Genomic DNA, 24852 nt, shown 5'->3' with positions numbered 1-24852 from the left:
AGGGGCGACCGACGGCGAAAGGGCACCTCGCATGGACCGACCGACGGCACTCGTCCCGCTCCACTACGTCTCGCTGGGCGCCCGGGGCCCGGAGGACGTGGTGGCCGACGCGCACGGACGCGTGCTGACCGGAGCGGAGGACGGGCGGATCCTGCGCGTCCACCATCTCGGCGACCCGCGCACCGCCCGTGTGGAGGTGCTGGCCGAGACCGGCGGCCGTCCGCTCGGACTCGAACCGCTCCCGGACGGCGGTGTGTTGGTGTGCGACGCGGAACGCGGCCTGCTGCGCGTCGACCCGGCCCCCGAAGGCACCGGCGGCACCGTGCGCGTGCTCGCGGACTCGGTGGCGGGGGAGCGGCTCCGCTTCTGCAGCAACGTCGTCGCCCTGCCGGACGGCACCGTGTACTTCACCGTCTCCAGCCGCCGCTACCCGCTGGACCAGTGGATCGGTGACATCGTCGAACACACCGGCACGGGACGTCTGCTGCGCCTTCCCCCCGAGGGCGGTGAGCCGGAAGTCCTCCTGGACGGGCTGCAGTTCGCCAACGGTCTGGCAGCCGGCGGCGACGGTGCCTTCCTGGTGATCGCCGAGACCGGTGCCTGCCGGCTGATCCGCTACCACCTCACCGGCCCGCACGCCGGCCGCACCGACCTCTTCGCCGCGCTTCCCGGCATGCCGGACAACCTCTGGCGCGAGGGCCCCGACGGTCCGCTCTGGGTCGCGCTCGCCAGTCCCCGGGTCCCGCCGCTGGACCTCCTGCACCGCACCCCGCCCTCCGTGCGCGGCGCCGCCGCCCGGACCGCCGTCCACGCGCCCTACCGCCCGAGCGGAACGATCGGGGTCATGGCCCTCGACGACGCCGGACGGACCGTGCACCACCTCACCCGCCGCCGCTCCGGCTTCCGCATGGTCACCAGCGTCTGCGCGACCGGGGACCACCTGGTCCTCGGCAGCCTCCGGGAGCCCGGCGTCGCGGTCTGCGCGCGGCCCGCAGCCCCCTGACACGGCGGTAGGCTGGTGCCCGGCCGTGATCACCCGTCGGGGCAGGCCGAACAGGAGAAGCAAGCGCATGACAGCCCCGGGAGCCGAGAGCCTCCGTGTCCGCCCCACGCCACGGCGGCGGTCCGCATGGCATCACCAGATACCCGTCGTCGCGGTGGTCGCCGTAGGCGGCGCCCTCGGCGCGTGCGCCCGTTACGGGCTCAGCCTCGCCTGGCCCCCACCGCCCGGCGGCTTCCCCTGGGCGACCTTCTCGACCAATGTCATCGGCTGCGCGATGATCGGTGTCTTCATGGTGCTGATCACCGACGTATGGGCCGCGCACCGCCTCGTACGCCCCTTCTTCGGCACCGGTGTGCTCGGCGGCTTCACCACCTTCTCCACCTACGCCGTCGACATCCGCAAGCTCGTCGACGCCGGCCGCCCCGGGCTCGGGTTCGCCTATCTCGCCGCGACGCTGTGCGCGGCCCTCGCCGCGGTGTGGCTCGCCTCGGCCGCCGCCCGCCGGGTGCTGGTCAGGAGGCAGCGATGACATCACTCAGCGGCCCCGCCCTCAGGCTGACCGTCCACATCGGCGAGGACGACACCTGGCACCACAAGCCCCTCTACTCCGAGATCGTGCACCGCGCCCACGCGGCCGGACTCGCCGGGGCGAGCGTCTTCCGGGGCATCGAGGGCTTCGGCGCCTCCTCCCGCATCCACACCTCCCGCCTGCTGTCGCTGAGCGAGGACCTGCCCGTGGCGGTCGTCGTCGTGGACAGCGAGGAGCGCGTACGGGCATTCCTGCCACAGCTCGACGAACTCGTCGACGAGGGTCTGGTGACCCTGGAGGAATGCGAGGTCGTCCGGTATGTGGGACGCTCCGCCGGGCCGGGGGACACGGATCCGAAGGGTAAGAAGTCGTTGTGAACTGGCTGCTGGTCATCGCGGGGGCCATGGTCGGCGCACCGCTGCGCTATCTCACGGACAGGGCCGTGCAGGGCCGCCACGACTCGGTCTTCCCCTGGGGCACCTTCGTGGTGAACGTCACCGGCTCGCTGGTCCTCGGGCTGCTCACGGGCGCCGTCTCCGCCGGGGCCGCCGGGCCCCACCTGCAGCTCCTCATCGGCACGGGGCTGTGCGGCGCGCTGACGACGTACTCGACCTTCTCCTACGAGACCCTGCGCCTTACCGAGGCCGGCTCCGGCCTCTACGCTGCCGTCAACGTCGTCGCGAGCGTCGCGGCGGGGCTCACCGCGGCCTTCGCCGGGGTCTCGCTCGCCGGCGCCCTGTGGGCCTAGGCGCTTGCCAGACCGCCGGACGCAGCAAGTACTGTCTACAACACTGTCGACCAACTCTCCTCAGAACTGGATCTCATGAGCGCCATCTCCGTCGGTCAGGCCGTCGTCCTCGGAGTAGTCGAGGGGGTGACCGAGTTCCTCCCGGTGTCCTCCACGGGTCACCTGAAGATCACCGAGGGACTCATGAACATCCCGGTCGACGACAAGTCCGTCGTCGGGTTCTCCGCCGTCATCCAGGTCGGCGCCATCGCCGCCGTGCTCGTGTACTTCTTCAAGGACATCAAGCGGATCGTCTCCGCCTGGTTCCGCGGTCTGACCAACCGCGAGGAGCGCTACCACCACGACTACAAGTTCGCCTGGTGGGTCATCGCCGCGACCATTCCGATCGTCGTGGTGGGCCTTGCCGCCAAGCCGCTGATCGACGGTCCGCTGGGCTCCCTCTGGGTCGTCGCCGGCTCGCTCATCCTCGGCTCCGTCGTGATGTGGTGCGCGGACCAGATGGGCCGGCACAAGCGCGGTGAGGACGACACCTCCTTCAAGGACGCGATGTGGGTCGGCTGCTCCCAGATCCTCGCCCTGCTCTTCCCTGGTTTCTCCCGCTCCGGCGCCACCATGTCCACCGCGCTCATCCTGGACCTCGACCGCGTCGCCGCCACCCGTCTGTCGTTCTTCCTCGGCATCCCGGCCCTGACCGGCGCCGGTATCTACGAGCTGAAGGACGCCCTCGGCGCGGGCGTGGGCGCCGCCCCGCTGGCCGTCGGCACCATCGTCTCCTTCGTCGTCGCCTACGCCTCGATCGCCTGGCTGCTGAAGTTCGTCGCCAAGCACTCCTTCAACGCCTTCGTGATCTACCGGATCATCATCGGCGTGGGCCTGCTCGGCCTGCTCGCCACGGGCACGCTCAACGCCTGACCGAATCCTCCTGATCACCCACGGGGTGCGGATGCCTGCTTTCAGGCGCCGCACCCCGTGAATGTTTCCTTACGGCACGTCTTGACAGTCCCGGCGGGCAACCCGCAGGATCGCTCCCGTGAACCTGTCAGACAGCCAGACAGGTGGGAGGGGACCCCGGCGTGTCAGCGCCATGGAAGCGGTCCTCGCCCACCTCCGCGGTGCCATCGAGCGCGGCGAGTACGCCATAGGCGACAAGCTCCCCTCCGAGGCCGAGCTGTGCCGCACCCTCGAGGTGTCCCGGCCCGTGCTCCGCGAGGCGCTGCGCGCGCTGCAGACGATGGGCCTGACGGTCTCCCGGACCGGCAAGGGCACCTTCGTCGTCGCCACCGCCGTCGAGGACCCCACCTTCGGCGACTACGCGGCCAGCGACCTGCTGGAGGTGCGCCGGCACATCGAGATACCGGTCGCCGGATACGCGGCCCTGCGCCGCACACCCGAGAACCTGGACCACCTGGCCCACCTGCTCGACCGCATGGAGCGGGAGACGGACACCACCGCGTGGGTCGCGATGGACACGCTCTTCCACCTCGCCGTCGCCGAGGCCGCCCAGAACCCGGTCTTCCGCCGGGTCATCGAGGAGATCCGCGACGCACTGGCGCGTCAGTCGGCCTTCCTCAACGAGCTGGGCGGCCGTCGCGAACAGTCCAACCGCGAGCACCGGGCGATCGTCGAGGCGCTGATCGACGGTTCCGAACTCGACGCCGTGGAGGCCATGAGTCACCACCTGGACCGCGTCGAGACGACCCTCACCGACATCGTGCGCCCCGCGCGCACGGACCTCCCCACGGAAGGCGGACCCGAGGCGTGAGCGAGCAGCACCTCAAAGACGAGACGCGCCCCTCGTCCGGCCATGTCGACGCCGGAGACGCCGGCTACAGCAAAGGCCTCAAGCACCGGCACGTCAACATGATCGCCATCGGCGGTGCCATCGGCACCGGCCTCTTCCTCGGCGCGGGCGGCCGGCTCGCCGACGCCGGTCCCTCCCTCTTCATCGCGTACGCCGTCTGCGGCGTCTTCGCCTTCCTGGTCGTCCGGGCCCTCGGCGAACTCGTCCTGTACCGCCCCTCCTCCGGCGCCTTCGTGTCGTACGCCCGGGAGTTCCTGGGGGAGAAGGGCGCCTACACCGCGGGCTGGATGTACTTTCTGAACTGGGCGACCACCGGCATCGCCGACATCACCGCGGTCGCCACGTACACGCACTACTGGGGCATGTTCTCGGACATCCCTCAATGGTTGATCGCATTGATCGCCCTGGCTGTCGTGTTGACCGTCAATCTGATCTCGGTCAAGGTGTTCGGCGAACTGGAGTTCTGGTTCGCCATCGTCAAGGTCGGCGCGCTCGTCGTCTTCATGTGCATCGGCATCTTCCTGCTGGTCACCCAGCACCCGGTCGACGGCCACCACCCCGGCCCGGCCCTGATCACCGACAGCGGCGGCGTCTTCCCCAACGGTCTGCTGCCCATGCTGCTGATCATCCAGGGTGTCGTCTTCGCCTACGCCTCCGTCGAGCTGGTCGGCGTCGCCGCCGGCGAGACCGAGAACCCCGAGAAGATCATGCCGAAGGCGATCAACTCGATCATGTGGCGCGTGGGCGTGTTCTACGTCGGCTCCGTCGTCCTGCTCTCGATGCTGCTGCCCTGGAACGAGTACAGCGCCGGTGAGAGCCCGTTCGTGACCGTCCTGTCGAACATCGGCGTCCCGGCGGCCGGCGGCGTGATGAACCTGGTCGTGCTGACCGCCGCCATGTCCTCGCTCAACTCCGGCCTGTACTCCACCGGCCGCATCCTGCGCTCCATGGCCATGAGCGGCTCGGCCCCCAAGTTCACCGCGAAGATGAGCCGCAGTCAGGTCCCGTACGGCGGAATCCTGCTCACCAGCGGCATCTGCGTCCTCGGCGTGGGTCTCAACTACGTCGTCCCCGCCGACGCGTTCGAGATCGTCCTCAACTTCGCGGCGATCGGCATCCTCGCGACCTGGGGCATGATCATGGTCTGCCACGCCCTCTTCTGGCGGAAGACCCAGAAGGGCGAACTGACCCGGCCGTCCTACCGGCTGCCGGGCTCCCCCTGGACCGAACTCGTGACGCTGGCGTTCCTCGCCTCCGTCCTGGTCCTCATGTACGCCGACGGCGGCGCCGGACGCACCACCGTGCTCTGTCTGCCGCTGATCGCCGCAGCGCTGGTCGTGGGCTGGTACGCCATCCGCGGCCGCATAGCGCGCACATCCACCGGCGCCGACGCGTGACCCGCGCCCCGGACCGCCCCGACCCCTCGATACAGGCAGTGATGTACAGCAGTTCCCCCGCCGACGCACCCGTCATACGCGAACCCCTCCACGCGCCCGTCGCCCACCTCGTCCGCGGCGGGGTCGTCGAGGGCATCCACTACGGCTCCGTCGTCGTCCTCGGCGCCGACGGCCGGGTGGAGTTCCAGCTCGGCGACATCGAGGCCGCCTTCTACCCGCGCTCGGCCGTCAAGCCCCTCCAGGCCGTGGCCATGCTGCGGGCCGGACTGCCGCTCGACGGCGAGCTGCTGTCCCTCGCCGCGGCCAGCCACTCCGGCGAGGAACGCCACCTCGCCGGCACCCGGCGCATCCTCGACCTCGCCGGACTGACCGAGCACGACCTGCGCAACGTCGCCGACATGCCCTTCGACCCGGCCGTCCGGGACGCCTGGGTGCGCGAGGGCCGCACGCCCTCCCGGCTCGCCCAGAACTGCTCCGGCAAGCACGCGGCCATGCTGTGGACCGCCAAGCTCAACGGCTGGTCCCTTCAGGACTACCTCGACCCGAAGCACCCGCTGCAGCAGGCGATCGAGGAGATCGTCGAGGACCTGACCGGCCAGCGGGTCGCCCGGGTCACCGTGGACGGCTGCGGGGCTCCACTGTTCGCCATCTCCCTGCACGGGCTCGCCCGCGCCCTGTCCCGCATCACCTCGGCGGCCCCCGGGACGCCCGAGGCACGGGTCGCCGACGCGATGCGCTCGCACGCCGAGATGGCCTCCGGCGCAGGCCGTGATGTTGCTTCGCTGATGAGGGCCGTTCCTGGATTGCTCACCAAGGACGGGTTCGAGGGCGTTCAGGTTGCCGCGCTGCCCGACGGCCGGGCGATCGCCGTCAAGATCGCTGACGGTGCGAACCGGGCGCGGATTCCGGTGGCGGCGGCCGCGCTCGCTCGCGCGGGCGTGGATCCCGACCTGCTGACCGAGTTCGCGGGTGAGCCGCTGCTCGGGGGTGGGGAGCCGGTGGGATGTGTGCGTGCGGTGCGTGCGCTCGACCCCGTTCCGTTCACCGCCTGCGCGTAGCGATCGCGCCCACGCGGCGGTGGCCGCGGACCGACACAGCCCCGCGCCCCCCAGGGGCGCCGTCACCTCTGTACCTCAGAAAGAGGACCGTACCCTCATGACCTCGCCCACCCGCAGCGAACACGATCTGCTCGGCGACCGTGACGTACCCGCCGACGCGTACTGGGGTGTGCACACCCTGCGCGCGACGGAGAACTTCCCCATCACGGGCACCCCGATCTCCGCATACCCGCATCTGATCGACGCCCTGGCCGCCGTCAAGGAGGCCGCCGCTCTCGCCAACGAGGAACTCGGCCTGCTGGCGCCGGAGAAGGCGGGCGCGATCGTCGCCGCCTGCCAGGAGATCCGGGCGGGCAAGCTGCACGAGCAGTTCGTCGTCGACGTCATCCAGGGCGGCGCCGGCACGTCCACGAACATGAACGCCAACGAGGTCGTGGCGAACCGTGCGCTGGAACTGCTCGGGCACGAGAAGGGCCGGTACGCGTACCTGCACCCCAACGAGCACGTCAACCTCGGTCAGTCGACCAATGACGTCTACCCGACCGCCGTCAAGATAGCGACGGTCTTCGCGGTGCGTGGACTGCTCAAGGCGATGGCCGTACTCCAGGACGCGTTCGCCCGTAAGGCGGTCGAGTTCCGTGACGTGCTCAAGATGGGCCGTACACAGCTGCAGGACGCCGTGCCGATGACGCTCGGCCAGGAGTTCTCCGCCTATGCCGTCATGATCGAGGAGGACCGCAGCCGTCTCGCCGAGGCCGTCGAGCTGATCCATGAGATCAACCTGGGCGCCACGGCGATCGGCACGGGGCTCAACGCGCCCGCCGGATACGCCGAGGCCGCCCGCCGGCACCTGTCGGCGATCACCGGGCTGCCACTGGTCACCGCCGCCAACCTGGTCGAGGCCACCCAGGACTGCGGCGCGTTCGTCCAGATGTCCGGTGTGCTCAAACGGATCGCGGTCAAGCTCTCCAAGAGCTGCAACGACCTGCGGCTGCTGTCCTCCGGGCCGCGCGCGGGCCTCGGCGAGATCAACCTGCCGCCGGTGCAGGCCGGTTCGTCCATCATGCCGGGCAAGGTCAACCCGGTGATCCCCGAGGTGGTCAACCAGGTCGCCTTCGAGGTGATCGGCAACGACGTCGCCATCACCATGGCCGCCGAGGCCGGACAGCTCCAGCTCAACGCCTTCGAGCCGATCATCCTGCACTCCCTGTCCGAGTCGATCACACACCTGCGCAGCGCCTGTCTCACGCTGGCCGAGCGGTGCGTGAACGGCATCACCGCCAACACCGAGCGGCTGCGCGCGACCGTCGAGAACTCCATCGGCCTGGTCACCGCGCTCAACCCGCACATCGGCTACACGGCCGCGACGGACATCGCCAAGGAGGCCCTCGTCACGGGCCGGGGCGTGGCCGAGCTGGTACTGGAGAAGGGCCTGCTCCCCGCCGAGCGGCTTGCCGAGCTGCTGCGCCCCGAGGTCGTCGCCGGCAGCGGAGCACCGGTCGCCTGACCTGCGGCGACGCAAGGCCGATTGCGCTCCGGGAGCGAGCGGGAGGCACAATGGTGATCATGACAACGACGTCGTCCCTCACCTTCCTGCCGGTCCTGGAGCGCATCGCCGAGGAGATGGAACGCACGCCCGGCCGCGGCCGGGCCGCCGACTACATCCCGGCCCTCGCCGCCCTCGACCCCCGCCGGTTCGGCATGGCCGTCGCCGAGCTGGACGGCACGGTGTACGGGGTGGGGGAGTGGCGCGAGCCGTTCTCCACGCAGTCCATCACCAAGGTCTTCACGCTCGCCCTGGACCTGGCCCGCGAGGGCGACGAACTCTGGGAGCACGTGGGCCGCGAGCCCTCCGGCAACCCCTTCAACTCGCTGGTCCAGCTGGAGTACGAGAACGGCATCCCGCGGAATCCCTTCATCAACGCGGGCGCCCTCGTCGTCACCGACCGCCTCCAGACCCGTACCGGAGACGCGGCCGGCGAGCTGCTGGCCTTTCTGCGTGCCGAGAGCGGCAACGCCTCCCTGGACTTCGACGAGGAGGTCGCCGCCTCCGAGACCGCCTACGGCGACCGCAACGCCGCCCTCGCCCATTTCATGGCGTCCTACGGCAACATCGACAACGACGTGCCGGCCCTGCTCGACCAGTACTTCCGGCAGTGTTCCCTCACCGCCTCCTGCGCCGACCTGGCCCTCGCCACCGGCTTCCTCGCCCGCCACGGCATACGCGCCGACGGCAGCCGCCTGCTCACCCGCAGCCAGGCCAAGCAGGTCAACGCGGTGATGCTGACCTGCGGGACGTACGACGCGGCCGGGAACTTCGCCTACCGCGTCGGGCTGCCCGGCAAGAGCGGCGTCGGCGGCGGGATCATCGCCGTCGTACCGGGCCGGTGCACGCTGTGCGTGTGGAGCCCGGGCCTGGACGAACGCGGCAACTCGGTGGCGGGGGTGGCGGCCCTGGACCGTTTCACGACGCTCACTGGTCTGTCAGTGTTCTGACGGGACCTGTCAACAGGACAGCACACCGCACTCACCGGTTACATCGTCGCCTCCGCCCGGCAGGGCCACCGTCGTCTCCCGGCCACCCCGCATTGACACGCTGAGCCAGTGTTGGCCATGGCATTCCCCGTCGATCTCCGCCACTGCCGGCTGCTCGGGCTGGCCGGCACCGCCTTCCTCGCGCTGGGCGGTGAGACAGCCGGTGCCCTGCCCGTACAGGATCTCCTCGCACCCGCCTCGGCGCGGGCCGCGCTCGGCCTGGTCGGGGTGTACTTCGGTGTCGTGCTGCTCATCGCGGCCTGGGTGCTCCTCGGCCGCCTGGTGCGCGGCCCCCGGCCGCCCACCCCGCGCGCCCTGCTGCTGGTGCTCGCCCTGTGGGCCGCCCCGCTGCTGCTCGCCCCGCCCCTGTTCAGCCGGGACGTCTACAGCTACCTCGCGCAGGGTGCCATGGCCGATGCCCACATGGACGTCTACGCCCACGGGCCCGCCGTGCTCGGCGGCCCGCTCGCCGACGAGGTCGCCCCGATGTGGCAGCACACCGGCGCCCCCTACGGGCCTGCCTTCCTGGCCGTGGCCTCCGCCCTGGCGGGCCTGACCCGTGGCCGGCTCCCGGCCGGCCTGCTGGGCATGCGCCTGCTCGCCCTGCTCGGTGTGGCCCTGATGGCGGCGGCGCTCCCACGCCTGGCCCGGCACAGCGGTGCCGACCCGGCCGCCGCCCTGTGGCTCGGCGCCCTCAATCCGCTGGTCCTGCTGCACCTGGTGGCCGGGGCCCACAACGACGCCCTCATGCTCGGCCTGCTCGGTCTCGGACTGGTCGCCGCGCGCGGTCGCCGGCCCGCCCTCGGCGCCGTCCTCGTCACTCTCGCCGCGCTGGTCAAGGCACCAGCGGGCCTCGGCCTCCTCGCCGTCCTGGTCCTCCAGGTCCGCTCCGGCCGCCGCCCGCTGACGGCCACCCTGACCACGGCGGGCGCCTCCGCCCTGACCACGGTCGCCGCCACCGCCGTCGCCGGCACCGGCTACGGCTGGATCGGCGCCCTGGACACCCCGGTCTCCCCGCAGAACTGGGCCCTGACCAGCCTGGCCGGCTGCGCCACCGGCGCCCTGCTGAAACACCTCGGCAGCGGCCTGGCCCCGCTGGCCGTCCCGGCCTGGCACCTGCTCGGGCTCGTGGCCACCGCCGTCGCCGTAGCGCTGATCTGGCTCCGGCTGCGCCTGAGACCGGAGTACGCCCTCGGGCTCAGCCTGCTGACGGTCGCCGTGTTCGGCCCGGCGATCCGACCCTGGTACGTGCTGTGGGGCCTGTTCCTCATCGCCGCCGGCGCGCCCGACACCTCCGTACGGCACCGGGTCGCGGCTCTGGCCGGCGTCCTCGCCCTCGCCGTCCTGCCGAGCGGCGGCCCGGCCGACCCCGGCCAGCTGGTGCTAGCCGTCTTGGGCGGGGTGCTCGGCGTGGTCGTCCTGTGGCAGGCCCACCAGGCGGCCCAGGCCCCGGCACCGGGACGCACGGCGTGAACGGCCCGCCGGGACCCCGTACGGACCGCGGCCGTGTGCGACTCGTCCTCGCCCTCGCCGCGGCCGTCACCCTCTTCACCGCCACCGTGCCGCTGCTGCGCGGCTTCTTCGACCTGCGCGTCTACTACGGCACCGTGCACACCTGGGTGCACCACGGCGGCCGGATCTACGACTACCAGGTGCCGGGCACCTCGTACGGCTTCACCTATCCGCCGTTCGCGGCCCTCGCCATGCTGCCGCTGGCCCTGCTGGGCCGTACCTCGGCGATCGTGGCGTCCGTGCTGGTCAACGTGGCCGCGCTGGCGGTGGTCCTGCGGATCCTGGCCGGGCCCGACTGGCGGCGGCACGGCTGGTACCGGTGGTCGCTGAGCCTGTGTCTGCTCGCCCTGTTCGAGCCGCTGCGGGACACCTTCAGCTTCGGCCAGGTCAACCTGGTGCTGCTCGCCCTCGTCCTCGGCGACTGCCTGCTGCTGGCGACCGGCCGGGAGCGCCTGGCCGGTGCCGGGATCGGGCTCGCCGCCGCCGTGAAGCTCACGCCCGCCCTGTTCATCGGCCTGCTGCTGCTCGCCGGACGGCGCCGGGCGGCCGGCCTCGCCACGGCCGTCGCCGCCGCGGCGACCGCGCTGGCCGCCTGGGCGGACCCCGAGGCGTCCCGTTTCTACTGGACCGAGGCGCTGTGGGACACCGGCCGGGTGGGCCGGCTCGGCTATGTGTCGAACCAGTCGCTCCAGGGCGTGCTGGCGCGCCTCGGTGAGCCGGGCCGCCCGCTGTGGGCGACGGCGGTCCTGCTGACCCTGTGCGTCTGGGCATGGCGGGCCCGCAGAGCGGTGACGGCCGGCGACTGGACGGCGGCCTTCGCGCTCACCGCGGCGGCGGCCTGCCTGGTCAGCCCCATCACCTGGGTGCACCACCTGGTGTGGCTGCTGCCGTCCTTCGCCGTGCTGGTCCGCGCCGGGCACCGGCGGATCGCGGGCGCCCTGTACGCGGTGCTGTGCACGAGCGTGGTCTGGCTGTGGGTCGACGACGCCTCGGGCGTCGGCGGCTTCCTCGGCAGCAACACCTACACGTGGATCACGCTGGGCCTGCTGTGCGTCCTGCCGACGGGTCAGCCGCGCGCGCCACGGCTGCCCTTGGCGCGCAACGCCAGCGCCACCGCTCCCGCGCCGAGCCCCGAGAGCCCCACGACGACGGCGGTACCCGACCAGTCGTCGTCCTGAGCCTGTGAGGTGGCCGCGGCCACCGGTGCGGCGGCGGACGCCGGGGACGACTTGGCGCGCAGCCCGTCCAGCGAGCCGACCGGATCCACCCGCCCGGCCGCCGCGAAGCCCCAGTCGAGCAGCTGGCGTGCCTCCTCGTAGACGGCCAGTCCGCCGCCCTCCTGAGGGTTCATCAAAGTGACCACCAGCGTGCGCCCGCCCCGTCGGGCCGCGGCCACGAGGGTGTTGCCCGCATTGGTGGTGTAGCCGTTCTTGATGCCGATCAGCCCCGGATACGGCGCCACCCCGTCCTCACCGGTCAGCAGCCGGTTGGTGTTCTCGATGCCGTACGACGAGCCCTCACCGGGGAACTGCGCCTGGGCGGTGGAGCAGTAGCGGGCGAAGTCGGGATTGCGCAGCCCGGCCCGGCCGAAAACCGCCAGGTCGTAGGCGGAGGACACCTGGCCGGGGGCGTCATAGCCGTCGGGGGACACGACATGGGTGTCCAGGGCGCCGAGCGAGCGTGCCTTGCCCTGCATCCGCGCGACCGTGGCCGCCCAGCCGCCGTCCAGCGAGGCGAGCACGTGCACCGCGTCGTTGCCGGAGCTGAGGAAGACCCCGCGCCACAGGTCGGCCACCTGGTAGGAGTGCCCCTCCTCGACGCCGACCAGGCTGCTGCCCGCACCGATGTCCGCCAGCTCCTCGTCCCGCACGGTGTGCTGCATCCCGGCGGGCAGCGTCGGCAGCACGGTGAGGGCGAACAGCGTCTTCAGGGTGCTCGCGGGCGGCAGCTTGCGGTGCGCGTCGTTCGCGGCCAGCACCTCCCCGCCGTCCGCGTCGGCCACCACCCAGGACAGCGCCGACACCTCCGGCACCTCGGGCGCGCCCCGGCGCGGCCGGACCTGGGGGCCGGAGCGGTAGAGCAGGGACGGCCCGGGCATCGCCGCCCGGGGTCCGGGCGGTGCGGGCTCGCCGGCACGGGGCCCGGCAGCGGCGGCGGCCGGCGCGAGTGCCAGCACGCCGGCCACACACAGGGAACAAGCCGCCCCGGCCGCCCGATGAGAAAGGGCTGTGAACATATGATCAACGTACGAACGGGGTCGCCGTCGCTCGCGCTGTCGGGGCCGTTCGGCCCACCGGAGCAACCCGGATGCCGCACCCCGGCCGCCCGCGGGCGGGGTCAGCCGGTGGGCAGGGTCGGCCGGACCTGCCGCAGGAACGCGGCGTTGTCGGGGGTGGAGCGCAGCCGCTGCAGGAGGGTCTCCAGACCGGACGGGCCGCTCTCGCGGGAGCGCAGGACGCGGCGCAGGCCGTGTACGGCCGTCAACTCGGCCGGAGCCAGCAGGAGTTCCTCACGGCGGGTGCCGGTGGCGTCGAGGTCCACGGCGGGGAAGAGGCGGCGGTCGGCGGCTTCGCGGTCGAGCCGCAGCTCCATGTTGCCCGTGCTCTTCAGCTCCTCGAAGTAGTAGCCGTCGGCGCGGGAGCCGGTGTCCACCAGGACGGTGGCGAGGATGGTCAGCGAGCCGCCCTCCTCGGCCTGGCGCGCGGCACCGAAGAACCGCTTGGGACCGAGCAGCGCGCCCGCGTCGACACCGCCGCTCAGCGTACGGCCGCCGGCCGCGGAGGCGTTGTTGTGGGCCCGGCACAGCCGGGTCAGCGAGTCCAGCAGGACGACGACGTCCTCGCCCGCCTCCACCCGGCGCCTGGCCCGCTCGACGACGAGGTCGGCGAGGGCGATGTGCTCCTTGGGGGACCGGTCGAAGGTGGAGGCGTACACCTCGCCGCGCACCGAGCGGCGCATCTCGGTGACCTCCTCGGGACGCTCGTCCAGCAGCAGGACCATCAGCCGGCACTCGGGGTGGTTGCCGGCCACGGCGGCGGCGAGCTGCTGGAGCAGCACCGTCTTGCCGCTCTTCGGCGGGGCCACGATGAGTCCGCGCTGGCCCTTGCCGACCGGCGCGAAGAGATCCGTGACCCGCCCGGCGGGTCCGGACGCGGGGTGTTCGAGGCGGATGCGGGCGTGCGGATGGAGCGGGGTGAGATCGCGGAAGTGGCGCCGGCCGCGCAGGCCCGCCGGGTCGCGTCCGTCGACGCGCGTGACCTCGGCCAGGGCGCGCCGGTCGCCCGGGACGCCCTCGACGAGGTCGCCCTTGCGCAGCCCGTGGCGCCGGATCAGGGCCGGCGGAACCTGGGTGTCGGCGGGGGAAGCGAGCAGGTGCCCGGCCCGCAGATGCCCCTTCCCGTGCGCGTCGATGTCGAGGACACCGGTGACGAGCCGGGGGGCTGGGTTCTGCTGGACCACGAGAGGGTGTTCGAGTGTGGTGGTCATGGGGTCCTTTCACGGACGGAAGAGCGTGGGTCGTCTTGCGGACGGAAGAAGAGCGCGGGAAGGGGAAGAGGCCGCGAGCGGGAGGCGTGGACAGCTGCCTCCGGGCGGCGGGAACGGCACCTCGGATACGGCGTGGACGCCCTGGTCACGAGGTGCTGCGGAGAAGAAGCCCGGGCCGGTCGGAAGCCTGGCCGAGGGGCTGATGGAGAGAAAGGGCACCGGTGTCCGTACAACGGGACACGCACATGCGCTGATCGCACTATACCCGTGCGTGCGTCGGGGTCAACACGACGGCGTCCGCGTCTGTTCCCTCCCGGCCCCCCGGGACGCAGCGGGGGGCCGTACGGCTGCGGGTGTGTCGTGACTGGTCAGGCCTGTGCCGACCGGCCCTCCGCCTCCTGGGCGATCCGGTCGAACCGCGCGCCCATGGCCTCGGCGAGGGCGTGGGCGCCGGACAGCGGGCGGACCATGACCATGAAGTCGTCGATCAGGCCTTCCTCGTTCACGTGCAGGAAGTCGCAGCCGGTCAGCTCCCGGTCGCCGACCCGGGCCGTGAAGACCAGCGCGTGGTCGGGGGCGGCCGGGTCGCCGATCTCGCGGACGTACCGGAAGTCCTGGAACACCTGGGAGACCGCGCGCAGGATCGCCGCGGTGATCGCCTTGCCCGGGTACGGCTTGAAGACGACCGGGCTGGTGAAGACGACGTCCTCGGCCAGCAGCGCCTCGACGGCATCCATGTCCCCGGCCTCCACGGCCTCGCGGAACGCGCGCATCGGATCACCTCGCATAGTCAATTTGTTGAATAGGTGTGGATGAGATTAGTCAACGGCTGCTAGCCTGTCCATATGTCGCTCAAGTACGCCGTCCTGGCAGCCCTGCTGGAGGGCGAGGCCTCGGGCTACGAGCTGTCGAAGGCGTTCGACGTCTCGCTCGCGAACTTCTGGCCCGCCACCCCGCAGCAGCTCTACCGGGAGCTGGAGCGCCTGGCGCAGGACGGGCTGGTCCAGGCCCGGACGGTGCAGCAGGAACGGCGGCCGAACAAGCGGATGTTCACGCTCACCGAGGCCGGCCGGGCGGAGCTGGGCGCGTTCGCCGCCGAGCCGCCCAGGCGGCCCACCGCCATCCGCGACGAACTCCTCATCAAGATCCAGGCGATGGACGGCGGCGACCCCGAGGTCACCCGCGCGCTGATCGAGGAGCGCAGGGGCTGGGCGCGCGGAAAGCTTGACCGCTACCGGCGGGTGCAGGCCCGCCTGCTCGACGGCCGAACCGAGGACGCGTACCTCCGCGAGGCCGACCGCGTCGGCCCCTACCTCACCCTCATGGCCGGGATCGCCTTCGAGGAGGAGAACCTGCGCTGGTGCGAGCGGGCCCTCGCGGTCCTGGCCGAGCGGGTGGCCCTAGGCTGGGGAGATGTTCGGTCCCGAAGGTCCCCGTCTGCGTGAACTGGCCGTGCAGGCGCTGTCGTCCGTCGAGCACGGCTACGACCTGCTCGCCCCCAAGTTCGACCACACCCCCTTCCGGACCCCCGACCAGGTGCTGGAGTCCGTGGCGAAGGCGCTGGCCCCGCTCGGGCCGTTCGAGGACGGACTCGACCTGTGCTGCGGCACGGGTGCCGGCGTCGAGGTACTGACCGGGCTGTGCCGTCGCAGCGTCACCGGGGTCGACTTCAGCGCGGGCATGCTCGACGTCGCCCGGCACCGGGTGCGGCCCGCCGGCGGGCCCGAGGTCGCCTGGGTGCGCGGCGACGCCCGCGCCCTGCCGCTGAGGGCCGCCTTCGATCTCGTGGTCTCCTTCGGGGCGTTCGGTCACTTCCTGCCGCGCGAGCTGCCCGGGCTGTTCGCCCAGGTCCACTCCGTGCTGCGGCCCGGCGGCCGGTTCGCCTTCCCGGTGCTCGCCCCGCCCCGTCCGGCGCAGCCCGGCTACTGGGTGCTGCTCGGCTTCGACGCGGTGATGCGGGTGCGCAACGTGCTGTGGCGACCGCCCTTCGTCATGTACTACCGGGCCTTCCGGCTCGGCGACATGCTCGGGGAGCTGGCGCGGGCCGGATTCACCGTCGAGCTGCACGCCCTGCCCGAGTTCGGGCGGCGCGGCGACGGCAGCCCGCGGGCCCGGCTGGTCGAGGCCCGGCGGACTCAGCCCGCCGCGGGCAGTGTGAACTCGTAGACCAGGGTGTCCCGTTCGGCGTTCACCACCAGATCGGTGATCTCCAGCGGCCGGGCGTACTGGTCGTGCACGCGCCGGGTCACCCGCACCGATGCGGCGCCGTCCATCTGGGTGATGGAGTCGCGGTGGTGCAGGGACAGACCGGCCTTGCGCATCCAGTCGTAGGCCCGCCGCAGATGCGCGGGCGTGGCGCCGTCGGCCCGGTCCCGGTAGCGGGCCAGCTCCGCGACCTCCGCCAGCGCCACCGCCGAGAACGACGTCACCGCGGTCCGCAGCGACCGGCCGTCCGGCGTGGCCGACCGGTAGCGGTGCACCAGCGTCGGCCGGTGCGGGGCCAGGCCCAGCGCCCGCGCGTGCTCCGGCGGCGGAGTCTCCCATGTCACCGTGGCCCGGTCGACCGCGCACGGGTCCGCCGAGCGGGATCCCAGCGGGAAGGCCGGTGTGCCCTGTGCCTGGACCGGCCGAGCGGGCAGCGCGGCATGACTGCCCCGCCGGTCGGTGGCGACCAGACCGCTGCGCCGCAGCACCTCCAGCGCCTGCCGGACCGTTTCCCGGCTGACCTGGAAGTGCGCGGCCAAGTGCCGTTCGCCCGGCAGCCGTTCCCCCGGCGGAATGGTGCCGTCGCGCAGTTCGTCGAGCAGCAGCGCCGCGATGCGCCCGTACAGGGGCCGGTCGTCGTTCTGGGTGGGTTCGTGTGGGGTGGTGCGGGCCATGCCGCGCCCTCCTGATGTGACAAGACGTAGTCGTGCGGGCTCGTTGCGCGACCACAATTAGCATTGGTCTAAACCACAAGGGAAGAGCGGCCTGCCGGTTCGGCCGAAACCCACCCGCGCGATGCCGTGGTCACAGGGCGCTGTACAGGGCGTCGACCAACGCCGTCTTCCGCGGGTCATGGGCGATGCGCGGCCCCATCCGGTTCATCACGTACCCCAGCGACACACCCGCCTCCGGATCGGCGAGCCCGCACGAACCGCCGAACCCGTCATGACCGAAAGCCCGCGGGTTGGGGCCGTACGACCCCTGCGGGCCGCTCAGCCACAGACCGAGCCCGATCTCGGTCTCGCCCGCGAAGCCCGCGCCCAGCACCAGATCGCGGCAGCTGCCCTGGCCCTCGCGCACCCGCTCCGCCGCCTGGCGCGACAGCAGGCGCCGCCCGCGGTGGGGGCCGCGCCCGGCGAAGACGCCGTACAGGGCCGCGACGGCGCGTGCCGTGCCGTGCCCGTTCGCCGCGGGGATCTCCGCCGCCCGCCACTCGGGGGTGTTCGCCTGCGCCGCGCCGACCACGGGATTCGTCAGGGCCGCGAGCGCGTGCGGCGGCAACTGGCTGAAGGCCGCCACCTGTTCACTGCCGGCCGCGACCGGCGAGTGGACCAGCTCGGCCGCCCGTCCCGCCTCCTTCGCGGGCAGCCCCACCGTGAAGTCGATCCCGAGCGGCCCGGTCACCTCCCGCTCCAGGAAGGCCCCCGGCCGCACCCCGGAGACCCGCCGGACCACCTCGCCGACCAGGAAGCCGTACGTCAGCGCGTGATACCCGGACCGGGTGCCCGGCTCCCACCACGGCTCGGTCGCCGCCAGCCGGGCGGTCGTCAGCTCCCAGTCGTACAGCTCCGCCAGAGAATGCGGTTCCCGCAGCCCGCACAGCCCGGCGCGGTGCGACAGCAGATGGCGCACGAGCACCTTCTCCTTGCCCGCCGCCGCGAACTCCGGCCAGTACGCGGCCACGGGCGCGTCGAGGTCGAGCAGCCCCCGGTCGGCGAGCAGATGCGCGCACAGCGCCACCGGGCCCTTCGTGGTCGACCACACGTTGACCAGCGTGTCCCGCTCCCACGGGCGGGTGCCGGCCGCGTCCGCCCAGCCGCCCCACAGATCCACCACCGTGGCGCCCTCCACGGTCACCGCCACGGCGGCGCCCAGCTCACCCCGCTCCCGGAAGTTCTCCTCGAACGCCTCCCGCACCGCCGCGAAACGCGCGTCGCAGTGGCCGTGGACCTGAGCCTCGTGCACGGACATGGGGCCTCCGTCGTCGCCGGGAACCCGGGCCGCGACGCCGCGACCCGGACTCCCCGAACGTACCGACTGGTCGGACTGGAGGGAAGTGTCCCGCTGCCCGCCCGCGGCCTCAGGCGTAGGACCTCAGCCAGCGCACCTTCTCGACCTCGTGGAAGGGGCCGCCGCCCTCATGGTCGTTGAAGTCGTAGACCTCGATGGCTTTGTCCTCGTGCGCCCAGGCGTTGAACGCGGCGAACACCGTCGACGGCGGGCAGGTCTGGTCCTCCAGCGCCGCCGAGAACAGCGCCGGCGCCCGGCCCCGGGCCGCGAAGTGCACCGCGTCGAAGTAGGACAGCGTGCGCTGCACCTCCGCGGAGCGGCCGCGGTGCGTCTTGAGGAACAGGCCGATCTCGCGGTACGGATGACGGTCCGTCAGCACCGTCGCGCGCGGGAAGTCGCACAGGAACGGCACGTCCGGCGCCACCGCGACCAGGTCGGGGACCAGTCCGCCGACGGCCAGCGAGATGCCGCCGCCCTGGCTCGCCCCGAGCACCACCGTGCGCGCCGCGTCGGTCAGCGGGTGCGAGCGGGCCGCCTCGACGGCGCGCACGGCGTCCGTGTACACCCGGCGGTAGTAGTAGTTCTCAGGCGCGTCTATGCCCCGCGTCATGAACCCGGGGTACGCCGGCGCGGCACCCACCGGATCCGCCGTGCCGCCCCCGGCGCCCCAGGCGCTGCCCTGGCCGCGGGTGTCCATCACGAAGTGCGCCCGGCCCGTCGACGCCCACAACAGGTTCTCGTGCGGCAGCCCGCGCCCGCCGCCGTAGCCGATGAACTCCACGACCAGCGGCAGGGGTTCACTCGTGCCGGCCGGCAGCCGCAGCCAGCCCTTGACCGGATGCCCGCCGAACCCGGCGAACGTCACGTCGTACACCTGGACCGTCGACAGCCCGGTGTCCACCGGCTCGAAGCGGGCGTTCAGCTCGTGCTCGCGTGCCTCCTCGAGGGTCTTCTCCCAGAAGGCGTCGAAGTCCTCGGGCTCGGTGGACTCGCTGTGATGCGTGCGCAGTTCATCGAGGGGAAGGTCGAACAGGGCCATCACCGACCGCCTTTGTGAAGGGAACAGCGTCAGCTCACCGTACGTGGGTGGTCACGGGGCTGACCAGTAAGCGTCTGTTCCCGGTCGGTGGCCGGCCGGCCCGCTCGTCATGCCCGTGGCTGGGTCCACCTCGGTCCGGTGCGCGCCCACTCCCGTTCCCACTCCGCCAGCCGGTGACGCAGCGCGATCCGGCGCTCGACGGCGTGTCCGAGGAGGACGACGGCCGCGGCACCGCCCGCCGCACACACGCCGACGGTCACCGCGTGCTGCCAGACAGCCGCGTCGCCGGTCGGCGGTGCGACAGTGCGGCCCCGGGTGTCGAACCACACGGGGACCGTGTCGCCGGTCCGGGTCCCCGCCGGCACCCGGGCCCACGCCGTCCGGGTCCCCTTGCCCGGCTCGGTCCAGCGGACCTCGGCGCGGTACGGGTGTTCGCGGTCGCTCTGCACGGCGGACACCCGCTCGGGCGGGGCGCCGATCACCAGTGCGCGCACCTGGTGACGCTCGGCCCGCTGGGCAGCCGCGAGGGTCCCGGCCTCGTCATGCGCGCGCAGACCCGCGGCCACGCCGGCCAGGGGCGCGACGACGAACAGCAGGACGGCGACGACCAGCACCGTCCACGCCTCCACGAGATCCGAGCGGCGCCGCAGCGGATTGGGCCGCCAGCGCCAGCCACGCACCCGGGTACGCATGTCCACCTCCTCGCACCGTCGGAGCCGGAGAGCCGACAGGCCGCTCCCCGGGGCCCATCACCCCCGCCGCTCCCGCACACGAGCGTCCACATCCGTCTCGTACCCCGTACGGAGCACCTCGCTCACGCTGCGAACCGCGAGTTCGAGTCCGTCTGAAGCACGGAACGCGCCATGCGCCCCACGATCGCGTGACCGGGCGCGGTGCGCGCCCCGGGATCAGCCGAAGCGCTCGATGCGGATGCGGTCCACCGGCTGACCTGCCGCGACCAGCAGCCGGGACGCGTGTTCGGCGAACCCGTTGGATCCGCACACATAGGCCTCCCACCCACCGGGAGGCTGCTCGACCAGGAGCGGGGCCACATGTGCGGCCGCCATACGTCCCACGGGCACACCCTTCGGAGCGCTGCGGGTGAACACGGGCGTCGTCTCCGCGCCCAGCTCCGAGGCGTAGATCAGTTCCTCGGGGCTGCGCGCGGACACCAGCATGCGCAGCGGCACGGTGAGGCCGCGCCGCCGGTGGTGCCGCACCATCGACATCAGCGGGACGATCCCGGAGCCGGCGCCGATCAGCAGCGCGGGCCGGTCGCCCGGCCAGGCGAAGAACCCGCTCAGCGGCCCGCGCACCTCGACCGTGTCCCCGGGGCGGGCGACGGTGTGGAACCAGCCGGAGACCTCGCCGTCCGGCACACGGTCCAGGGTCAGTTCGATGTGCCCGGAGCCGTCCGGCGCCGAGGCGATCGAGTAGTGACGCTGCGCCACATAGCCGTCCGGCGCGGTCAGCCGCAGCATCAGATGCTGGCCGGGCAGGTGCCCCGCCCAGCCCGGCACCGCCAGCCGGAAGGTGGCCGCGTGCGGCGTCTCACGCCGGATCTCCACCAGCGTGGCCGGCTGCCACACCGCCGCCGCCTGCTCGCTCACAGCGATACGCCCAGGCACCGCGAACCCCGGCGCGGCAACGCCCGAGCCGGGGACCGGGGAGGGGACCGGGGAGGTCTCGGCGGGGGCGGTTGCCGGAATGCCCGGGTTCGTCGTCTGCGTGTCAGTCACCGGAGTACCGCTGCTCCTCCCAGGGGTTGCCGCGCGCGTGGTAGCCGTTGCGCTCCCAGAAGCCGGGCTCGTCGTGGTCGAGGAGCGTGAGGCCCGCGATCCACTTGGCGCTCTTCCAGAAATAGCGGTGGGGCACCAGCAGCCGCGCCGGGCCGCCGTGCTCGGACGGCAGCGGCTCGCCGCCGTACTCCCAGACGATCCAGGCCCGCCCGCCGGTGACGTCGGCGAGCGGCAGGTTGGCGGTGTACCCCGTGTGAGAGCGGGCGAGGACATGGGTGGCGGACGCATGGGGCCGCACCACATTGAAGAACGCGTCCAGGGAGACACCGCCGAACCGCACGCCGAACTTCGACCAGCCGGTCACACAGTGGATGTCGCCGTCGTACGCCGAGGCCGGCAGCGCGTGCGCGGCGTCCCAGTCCCAGGTGTACGGCCGCTCGACCAGTCCGTCGATGCGGAAGGACCAGTCGGCCGGCGCGAGGTCGGGGGTGACCTCGGCGGACAGGACGGGCCAGTCCTCACCCGCGTCGTACTGCCCGGGCGGCAGCCCCGGGTTGTGGACGCGCGGGCGGCCCGTGAAGCCTCGCGTGACGTTCATCCGTCAACCGTACGCTGTCGTTCCGGGTTCTCCGCCCCTGGTCACGCCCCGGGTCATTGCGCCCGTACGAACTGTTCCCGGCCAGGGAACGGCTCCGCGACGCTTCTCCGATCGGGGTGGCCGCGTGAGCGTCACCGCCGACGCCACCCGGCTGATCCTCGCGGTCGCGCATGGCATACGGGAGCGCGGCGGGACGCCGTTGCCGCACACGAGCGCCGGCGACACGGGCGCGATCCGGCTGTACGAGTCCCCGGGTTTCCGGCTGCGGCGCCGTACGGCGTTCCTCGCGGCCCGCGCCCCGCGGCGGCCGAGCGGGCAGCGGTACGGGTGGCAAGAGCGACTCCGGACAGGGAAAGGCTCAGTCGGACCCGGTCTCGCGCGGACCCGCGTTGTACTGCTCCAGGTAGGCCGCGAAGCGCACCAGGTCCTCCTCCGGCCAGTCGGCGAGCCGCTCGCGGAACGCGGCGCGGCGGCTGCGGGTGACCTGGGCGAGGATCTCGCGGCCGGCCTGCGTCAGATGCAGCACCTGGACCCGGGCGTCCTCCGGATCCGGGCGGCGCTCGATCAGCCCGGCCCGCTCCAGCGCGGCCACCTGCCGGCTGACGGTGGACTTGTCCAGCGCGTAGTGCGCCGCCAGGTCGGTCGCACGGCAGCCCGCCTGCTCCTCCAGATGGCTGAGCAGGGTGTACGACACCAGTGACAACTCGGGGTGCATACGGCCCGCCGAGGCGCGCGCCCGGCGGGCGAAGATGGTCATCTCGCGCTGGATCGCCTCGACGGCCGACTCCGCTGCGTTCACGGGAATACCTCCTCCGGCGTTCTAGTTGTATAGTACAACTGAACACAAAGTTGTATAAGCCAACCTTTGGAGGTCGCCCGCGATGAGGTCACCGGCACTGCGCCATGTGCTGACGCACCTGATCACCCCGCTGCTGATGTGCATAGGCATGGGGCTCGCATACATGGGGGCCTTCGTCACCCCCGAGCCGCACCACCTGCCCGTCGCCGTCGTCGGCACTGCCCCGCAGGCCAAGGTCTTCGCCCAGACGGTCAAGGACACCGCCGGGGACAAGCTCGACGTCCGCACGGTCGCCACCCGCGCCGACGCCGTCGGCCTGCTGAAGTCCCGCGAGGTGACCGGCGCCTATGTGCCGAGCTCCAAGGCCCCCGAGCTGCTGGTGGCGAGCGCCGCCTCCGACATGGGCGCGACGGCCGTGGAGAAGGTCTTCACCCCGGTCGCCGCGAAGGAGGGCGTGCCGCTGAAGGTCACCGACGTGGCCGAACCGGTCGCCGACGACCCCACAGGCCAGGGTCTGTTCTTCCTGCTGATCGCCCTCAGCATCGGCTCCTACGCCTCGGTCGCCGCCCTCGGTGCCGCGGGCGCGGGCCTGTCGATGCGGGTGCGGGCACTGCTCGCGCTCGGTGTCTCCGCCGTCGTCAGCGGCATCGGCGCGCTGCTCGCCGGACCGGTGTTCCATCTCGCGCACCACGACCTCGCCGGTGTCTGGGGCATGGCCTGGCTGTACTCGGCCGGCATCCTCTTCATCGGCGTCGGCCTGCACACCTTCCTGAAGCGGTGGACCACGCTCACCATGATGGTGCTGTTCGTGATGCTCAACTTCACCAGCTCCGGCGGGTTGTTCCGCCCGGAGCTGCAGAACGGCTTCTTCGGCACCCTGCACGCCTTCTGGAACGGCGCCGGCTTCGTCGAGGGCGTCCGCAGCCTGCTGTACTTCGGCGACGACGGTCTCTCGCGCAACGTCTGGACCCTCGTGGTCTGGCTGGTGGCGGGCCTGGTCGTGACCGGGATCGCCGCCCTGTACGAGCGGCCCCGCAAGGCCCGGCACGCGGCCGGCCACCCCGGCACCGCAACGGAGGCAGCGGCCACACCGGCCCTGGCGCCCACCGAGCGCGAGACGGAGCGGGCCGCCGAGGAGGAGGCCGCCGAGGAAGAGGTCGAGGAGACGGTCGGCGTCTGACCCCGGCCGGCCACGACGGGGAGCACACCGCCCGGCGACGGCGTACGGGCCACCAGGCGCAGCGGGCCGGCCCGGACGGGCCGCTCGTACCGGGCCAGGGTGAGGGTCAGGCCCGGAACCGGGCCGCCAACTCCACCGTGCCAGGCCTTTTCCCGCCCGAACCGGGGTGCGCCCGTTGGGGTATGGTGGCCGTCCGGTCGCGGACGGTCGCGGCCCCGATCGCGAGGAGGTGGGACCCATCACCGCTGTGTCAGCCGGGGTGCTCTCTCCTCAGGACGACGCGGTGCACCGGCAGCGGTGACCGCGGGAGCGCCCCGAAGATCTCGCGCTCCCGAAAGGCCCGTCGCCTCCATGTCATCCTCCTCGCTTTCCTCTCTTTCCTCACTCTCCTCGTCTTCGTCGTCTTCGTCGTCTACGTCGCCTTCGGCACCTTCATCATCTCCCCGCTCTCTCACCGCCGTCGTCTCCACGCTGCGGGCCGCCGGGTGCGTCTTCGCCGAGGACGAGGCGGAGTTGATCCTCGCCGCCGCCGGCACCGCGGACGAACTGTCCTCGATGGTGGACCGGCGCGTCGCCGGATTCCCGCTGGAACAGGTCCTCGGCTGGGCCGAGTTCCGCGGACTGCGCATCACCCTGGAACCGGGGGTGTTCGTCCCCCGCCGCCGTACCGAGTTCCTGGTCGACCAGGCGCTGGCCCAGGCGCCGTACGCGCGCGTGGTCGTGGACCTGTGCTGCGGTTCGGGCGCGCTCGGCGCCGCCCTCGCCGCCGCCCTGGACGGTGCCGAGGTGCATGCCGCCGACATCGACCCCGCCGCCGTACGGTGTGCCCGCCGCAACCTCGCCGCATTCGGCGGCCGGACCCACACCGGTGACCTCTACGGCGCCCTGCCCGCCGCGCTGCGCGGCCGCGTCGGCATCCTCACTGCCAACGTGCCCTATGTCCCCACCGCCGAACTGTGCCTGCTGCCGGCCGAGGCCCGCGACCATGAGCCGCGCGTCGCCCTGGACGGCGGTGCGGACGGCCTGGACGTGCTGCGCCGGGTGGCCGCCGGGGCGCCCGAGTGGCTCGCGCCGGGAGGCTGCCTGCTGACCGAGACGAGCGAACGACAGGCGCCGGCAGCCGTACAGGCCCTCACCGGCGCGGGTCTGACCACCCGTCTGGCGGTGTCGGAGGAGCTGTCCGCGCATGTGGTGATCGGCGTACTGACGTAAC

General features: G+C 72.4%; 27 protein-coding genes and 1 pseudogene. 17 read left to right on the top strand and 11 right to left on the bottom strand.

The genetic code is table 11. The annotated features are described in order from the left end of the window. Nucleotides 1–31: 31 nt before the first annotated feature. The 12 genes from ABZ624_RS24285 to ABZ624_RS24230 all read left to right on the top strand — a co-directional run bounded on the left by ABZ624_RS24285 (nt 32) and on the right by ABZ624_RS24230 (nt 11761). Nucleotides 32–1003 (top strand): SMP-30/gluconolactonase/LRE family protein, encoded by a 972-nt coding sequence (locus ABZ624_RS24285; RefSeq protein ID WP_360092609.1) that lies wholly within the window; start codon nt 32–34, stop codon nt 1001–1003. Nucleotides 1004–1070: 67 nt separating this feature from the next. Next, nucleotides 1071–1532: a fluoride efflux transporter CrcB gene (gene crcB / locus ABZ624_RS24280; RefSeq protein WP_360092606.1), complete on the top strand. Its 462-nt coding sequence runs from the start codon at nt 1071–1073 to the stop codon at nt 1530–1532. Next, a complete protein-coding gene (locus ABZ624_RS24275; protein WP_360092603.1) occupies nt 1529–1909 on the top strand; it encodes a DUF190 domain-containing protein in 381 nt (126 codons plus the stop codon). Before crcB (ABZ624_RS24280) ends, ABZ624_RS24275 begins: the two co-directional genes overlap by 4 nt. Further along, nucleotides 1906–2280, top strand: a complete 375-nt coding sequence (gene crcB, locus ABZ624_RS24270; protein ID WP_360092600.1) for a fluoride efflux transporter CrcB — start codon at nt 1906–1908, stop codon at nt 2278–2280. The genes ABZ624_RS24275 and crcB (ABZ624_RS24270) overlap by 4 nt, the downstream gene beginning before the upstream one ends. A gap of 75 nt (nt 2281–2355) precedes the next feature. Next, on the top strand, nt 2356–3192 hold the full coding sequence (locus tag ABZ624_RS24265; RefSeq protein WP_360092597.1) for an undecaprenyl-diphosphate phosphatase: 837 nt from the start codon (nt 2356–2358) through the stop codon (nt 3190–3192). Between the two features lie 172 nt (nt 3193–3364). After that, on the top strand, nt 3365–4042 hold the full coding sequence (locus tag ABZ624_RS24260; protein WP_351248188.1) for a FadR/GntR family transcriptional regulator: 678 nt from the start codon (nt 3365–3367) through the stop codon (nt 4040–4042). Beyond that, nucleotides 4039–5478, top strand: a complete 1440-nt coding sequence (locus ABZ624_RS24255) for an amino acid permease (RefSeq protein ID WP_360092594.1) — start codon at nt 4039–4041, stop codon at nt 5476–5478. Before ABZ624_RS24260 ends, ABZ624_RS24255 begins: the two co-directional genes overlap by 4 nt. A gap of 41 nt (nt 5479–5519) precedes the next feature. After that, nucleotides 5520–6536, top strand: coding sequence for an asparaginase (locus ABZ624_RS24250; protein ID WP_360092591.1), 1017 nt, complete (start codon nt 5520–5522; stop codon nt 6534–6536). Between the two features lie 97 nt (nt 6537–6633). Beyond that, complete coding sequence (gene aspA, locus ABZ624_RS24245; protein WP_360092588.1) at nt 6634–8043, top strand: aspartate ammonia-lyase; 1410 nt, start codon at nt 6634–6636, stop codon at nt 8041–8043. 50 nt (nt 8044–8093) lie between these two features. Continuing rightward, on the top strand, nt 8094–9032 hold the full coding sequence (locus ABZ624_RS24240) for a glutaminase (RefSeq protein WP_360092585.1): 939 nt from the start codon (nt 8094–8096) through the stop codon (nt 9030–9032). Between the two features lie 117 nt (nt 9033–9149). Next, nucleotides 9150–10544, top strand: a complete 1395-nt coding sequence (gene mptB / locus ABZ624_RS24235; protein ID WP_360092582.1) for a polyprenol phosphomannose-dependent alpha 1,6 mannosyltransferase MptB — start codon at nt 9150–9152, stop codon at nt 10542–10544. A 35-nt stretch (nt 10545–10579) separates the two neighbouring features. Further along, nucleotides 10580–11761: a glycosyltransferase 87 family protein gene (locus ABZ624_RS24230; RefSeq protein ID WP_360092579.1), complete on the top strand. Its 1182-nt coding sequence runs from the start codon at nt 10580–10582 to the stop codon at nt 11759–11761. Here the strand turns inward: ABZ624_RS24230 and ABZ624_RS24225 are convergent. The 3 genes from ABZ624_RS24225 to ABZ624_RS24215 form a co-directional block, all read right to left on the bottom strand. Beyond that, a complete protein-coding gene (locus tag ABZ624_RS24225; RefSeq protein WP_360092576.1) occupies nt 11650–12819 on the bottom strand; it encodes a D-alanyl-D-alanine carboxypeptidase in 1170 nt (389 codons plus the stop codon). The genes ABZ624_RS24230 and ABZ624_RS24225 overlap by 112 nt on opposite strands. Nucleotides 12820–12920: 101 nt before the next feature. After that, the gene (gene rho / locus ABZ624_RS24220; protein WP_360092573.1) at nt 12921–14069 is read right to left on the bottom strand and encodes a transcription termination factor Rho; all 1149 of its coding nucleotides are present in this window, start codon (nt 14067–14069) and stop codon (nt 12921–12923) included. A 368-nt stretch (nt 14070–14437) separates the two neighbouring features. After that, nucleotides 14438–14842 (bottom strand): nuclear transport factor 2 family protein, encoded by a 405-nt coding sequence (locus tag ABZ624_RS24215; RefSeq protein WP_360092570.1) that lies wholly within the window; start codon nt 14840–14842, stop codon nt 14438–14440. A 72-nt stretch (nt 14843–14914) separates the two neighbouring features. Here ABZ624_RS24215 and ABZ624_RS24210 point away from each other — a divergent pair, with 72 nt between their 5' ends. Beyond that, on the top strand, nt 14915–15514 hold the full coding sequence (locus tag ABZ624_RS24210) for a PadR family transcriptional regulator (protein ID WP_360092567.1): 600 nt from the start codon (nt 14915–14917) through the stop codon (nt 15512–15514). Then, nucleotides 15483–16235: a class I SAM-dependent methyltransferase gene (locus ABZ624_RS24205; RefSeq protein WP_360092564.1), complete on the top strand. Its 753-nt coding sequence runs from the start codon at nt 15483–15485 to the stop codon at nt 16233–16235. Before ABZ624_RS24210 ends, ABZ624_RS24205 begins: the two co-directional genes overlap by 32 nt. Here the strand turns inward: ABZ624_RS24205 and ABZ624_RS24200 are convergent. From ABZ624_RS24200 to ABZ624_RS24175, 6 genes are all read right to left on the bottom strand, one after another. Then, nucleotides 16205–16948: a GntR family transcriptional regulator gene (locus ABZ624_RS24200; protein WP_360092561.1), complete on the bottom strand. Its 744-nt coding sequence runs from the start codon at nt 16946–16948 to the stop codon at nt 16205–16207. The genes ABZ624_RS24205 and ABZ624_RS24200 overlap by 31 nt on opposite strands. Before the next feature lie 130 nt (nt 16949–17078). Beyond that, the gene (locus tag ABZ624_RS24195; protein ID WP_360092558.1) at nt 17079–18245 is read right to left on the bottom strand and encodes a serine hydrolase domain-containing protein; all 1167 of its coding nucleotides are present in this window, start codon (nt 18243–18245) and stop codon (nt 17079–17081) included. 109 nt (nt 18246–18354) lie between these two features. Beyond that, a complete protein-coding gene (locus ABZ624_RS24190; protein WP_360092555.1) occupies nt 18355–19323 on the bottom strand; it encodes an acetylxylan esterase in 969 nt (322 codons plus the stop codon). 107 nt (nt 19324–19430) lie between these two features. Beyond that, nucleotides 19431–20015: a DUF3592 domain-containing protein gene (locus tag ABZ624_RS24185; protein WP_360092552.1), complete on the bottom strand. Its 585-nt coding sequence runs from the start codon at nt 20013–20015 to the stop codon at nt 19431–19433. 216 nt (nt 20016–20231) lie between these two features. Then, nucleotides 20232–20951 (bottom strand): ferredoxin reductase, encoded by a 720-nt coding sequence (locus tag ABZ624_RS24180; protein WP_360092943.1) that lies wholly within the window; start codon nt 20949–20951, stop codon nt 20232–20234. A 103-nt stretch (nt 20952–21054) separates the two neighbouring features. Further along, on the bottom strand, nt 21055–21660 hold the full coding sequence (locus tag ABZ624_RS24175; RefSeq protein ID WP_360092549.1) for a sulfite oxidase-like oxidoreductase: 606 nt from the start codon (nt 21658–21660) through the stop codon (nt 21055–21057). 142 nt (nt 21661–21802) lie between these two features. On the opposite strand from ABZ624_RS24175, the pseudogene ABZ624_RS24170 reads away from it, so the two are divergent. Next, nucleotides 21803–21961: pseudogene (locus ABZ624_RS24170) on the top strand (GNAT family N-acetyltransferase); the annotation flags it as partial. A gap of 57 nt (nt 21962–22018) precedes the next feature. Here ABZ624_RS24170 and ABZ624_RS24165 read toward each other — a convergent pair. Further along, nucleotides 22019–22417 carry a MarR family winged helix-turn-helix transcriptional regulator gene (locus ABZ624_RS24165; protein WP_360092940.1) on the bottom strand — a complete coding sequence of 133 codons (399 nt, stop codon included), beginning with the start codon at nt 22415–22417 and terminating at the stop codon, nt 22019–22021. Nucleotides 22418–22541: 124 nt separating this feature from the next. On the opposite strand from ABZ624_RS24165, the gene ABZ624_RS24160 reads away from it, so the two are divergent. Further along, complete coding sequence (locus ABZ624_RS24160; RefSeq protein ID WP_360092547.1) at nt 22542–23639, top strand: hypothetical protein; 1098 nt, start codon at nt 22542–22544, stop codon at nt 23637–23639. A gap of 239 nt (nt 23640–23878) precedes the next feature. Here the strand turns inward: ABZ624_RS24160 and ABZ624_RS24155 are convergent, their stop codons facing one another. Continuing rightward, entirely contained in the window at nt 23879–24109 is a 231-nt protein-coding gene (locus tag ABZ624_RS24155; RefSeq protein WP_360092544.1) for a hypothetical protein, read from the bottom strand. 43 nt (nt 24110–24152) lie between these two features. On the opposite strand from ABZ624_RS24155, the gene ABZ624_RS24150 reads away from it, so the two are divergent. After that, nucleotides 24153–24851, top strand: coding sequence for a putative protein N(5)-glutamine methyltransferase (locus ABZ624_RS24150; RefSeq protein ID WP_360092541.1), 699 nt, complete (start codon nt 24153–24155; stop codon nt 24849–24851). Nucleotide 24852: the final 1 nt, after the last annotated feature.

Origin of the sequence: Streptomyces sp. NPDC007205 (assembly GCF_040634095.1) — a bacterium.
Classification (GTDB): domain Bacteria; phylum Actinomycetota; class Actinomycetes; order Streptomycetales; family Streptomycetaceae; genus Streptomyces.
Note: the sequence above shows the minus strand (reverse complement) of the source record. Positions and strands in the feature narration are given on the sequence as shown.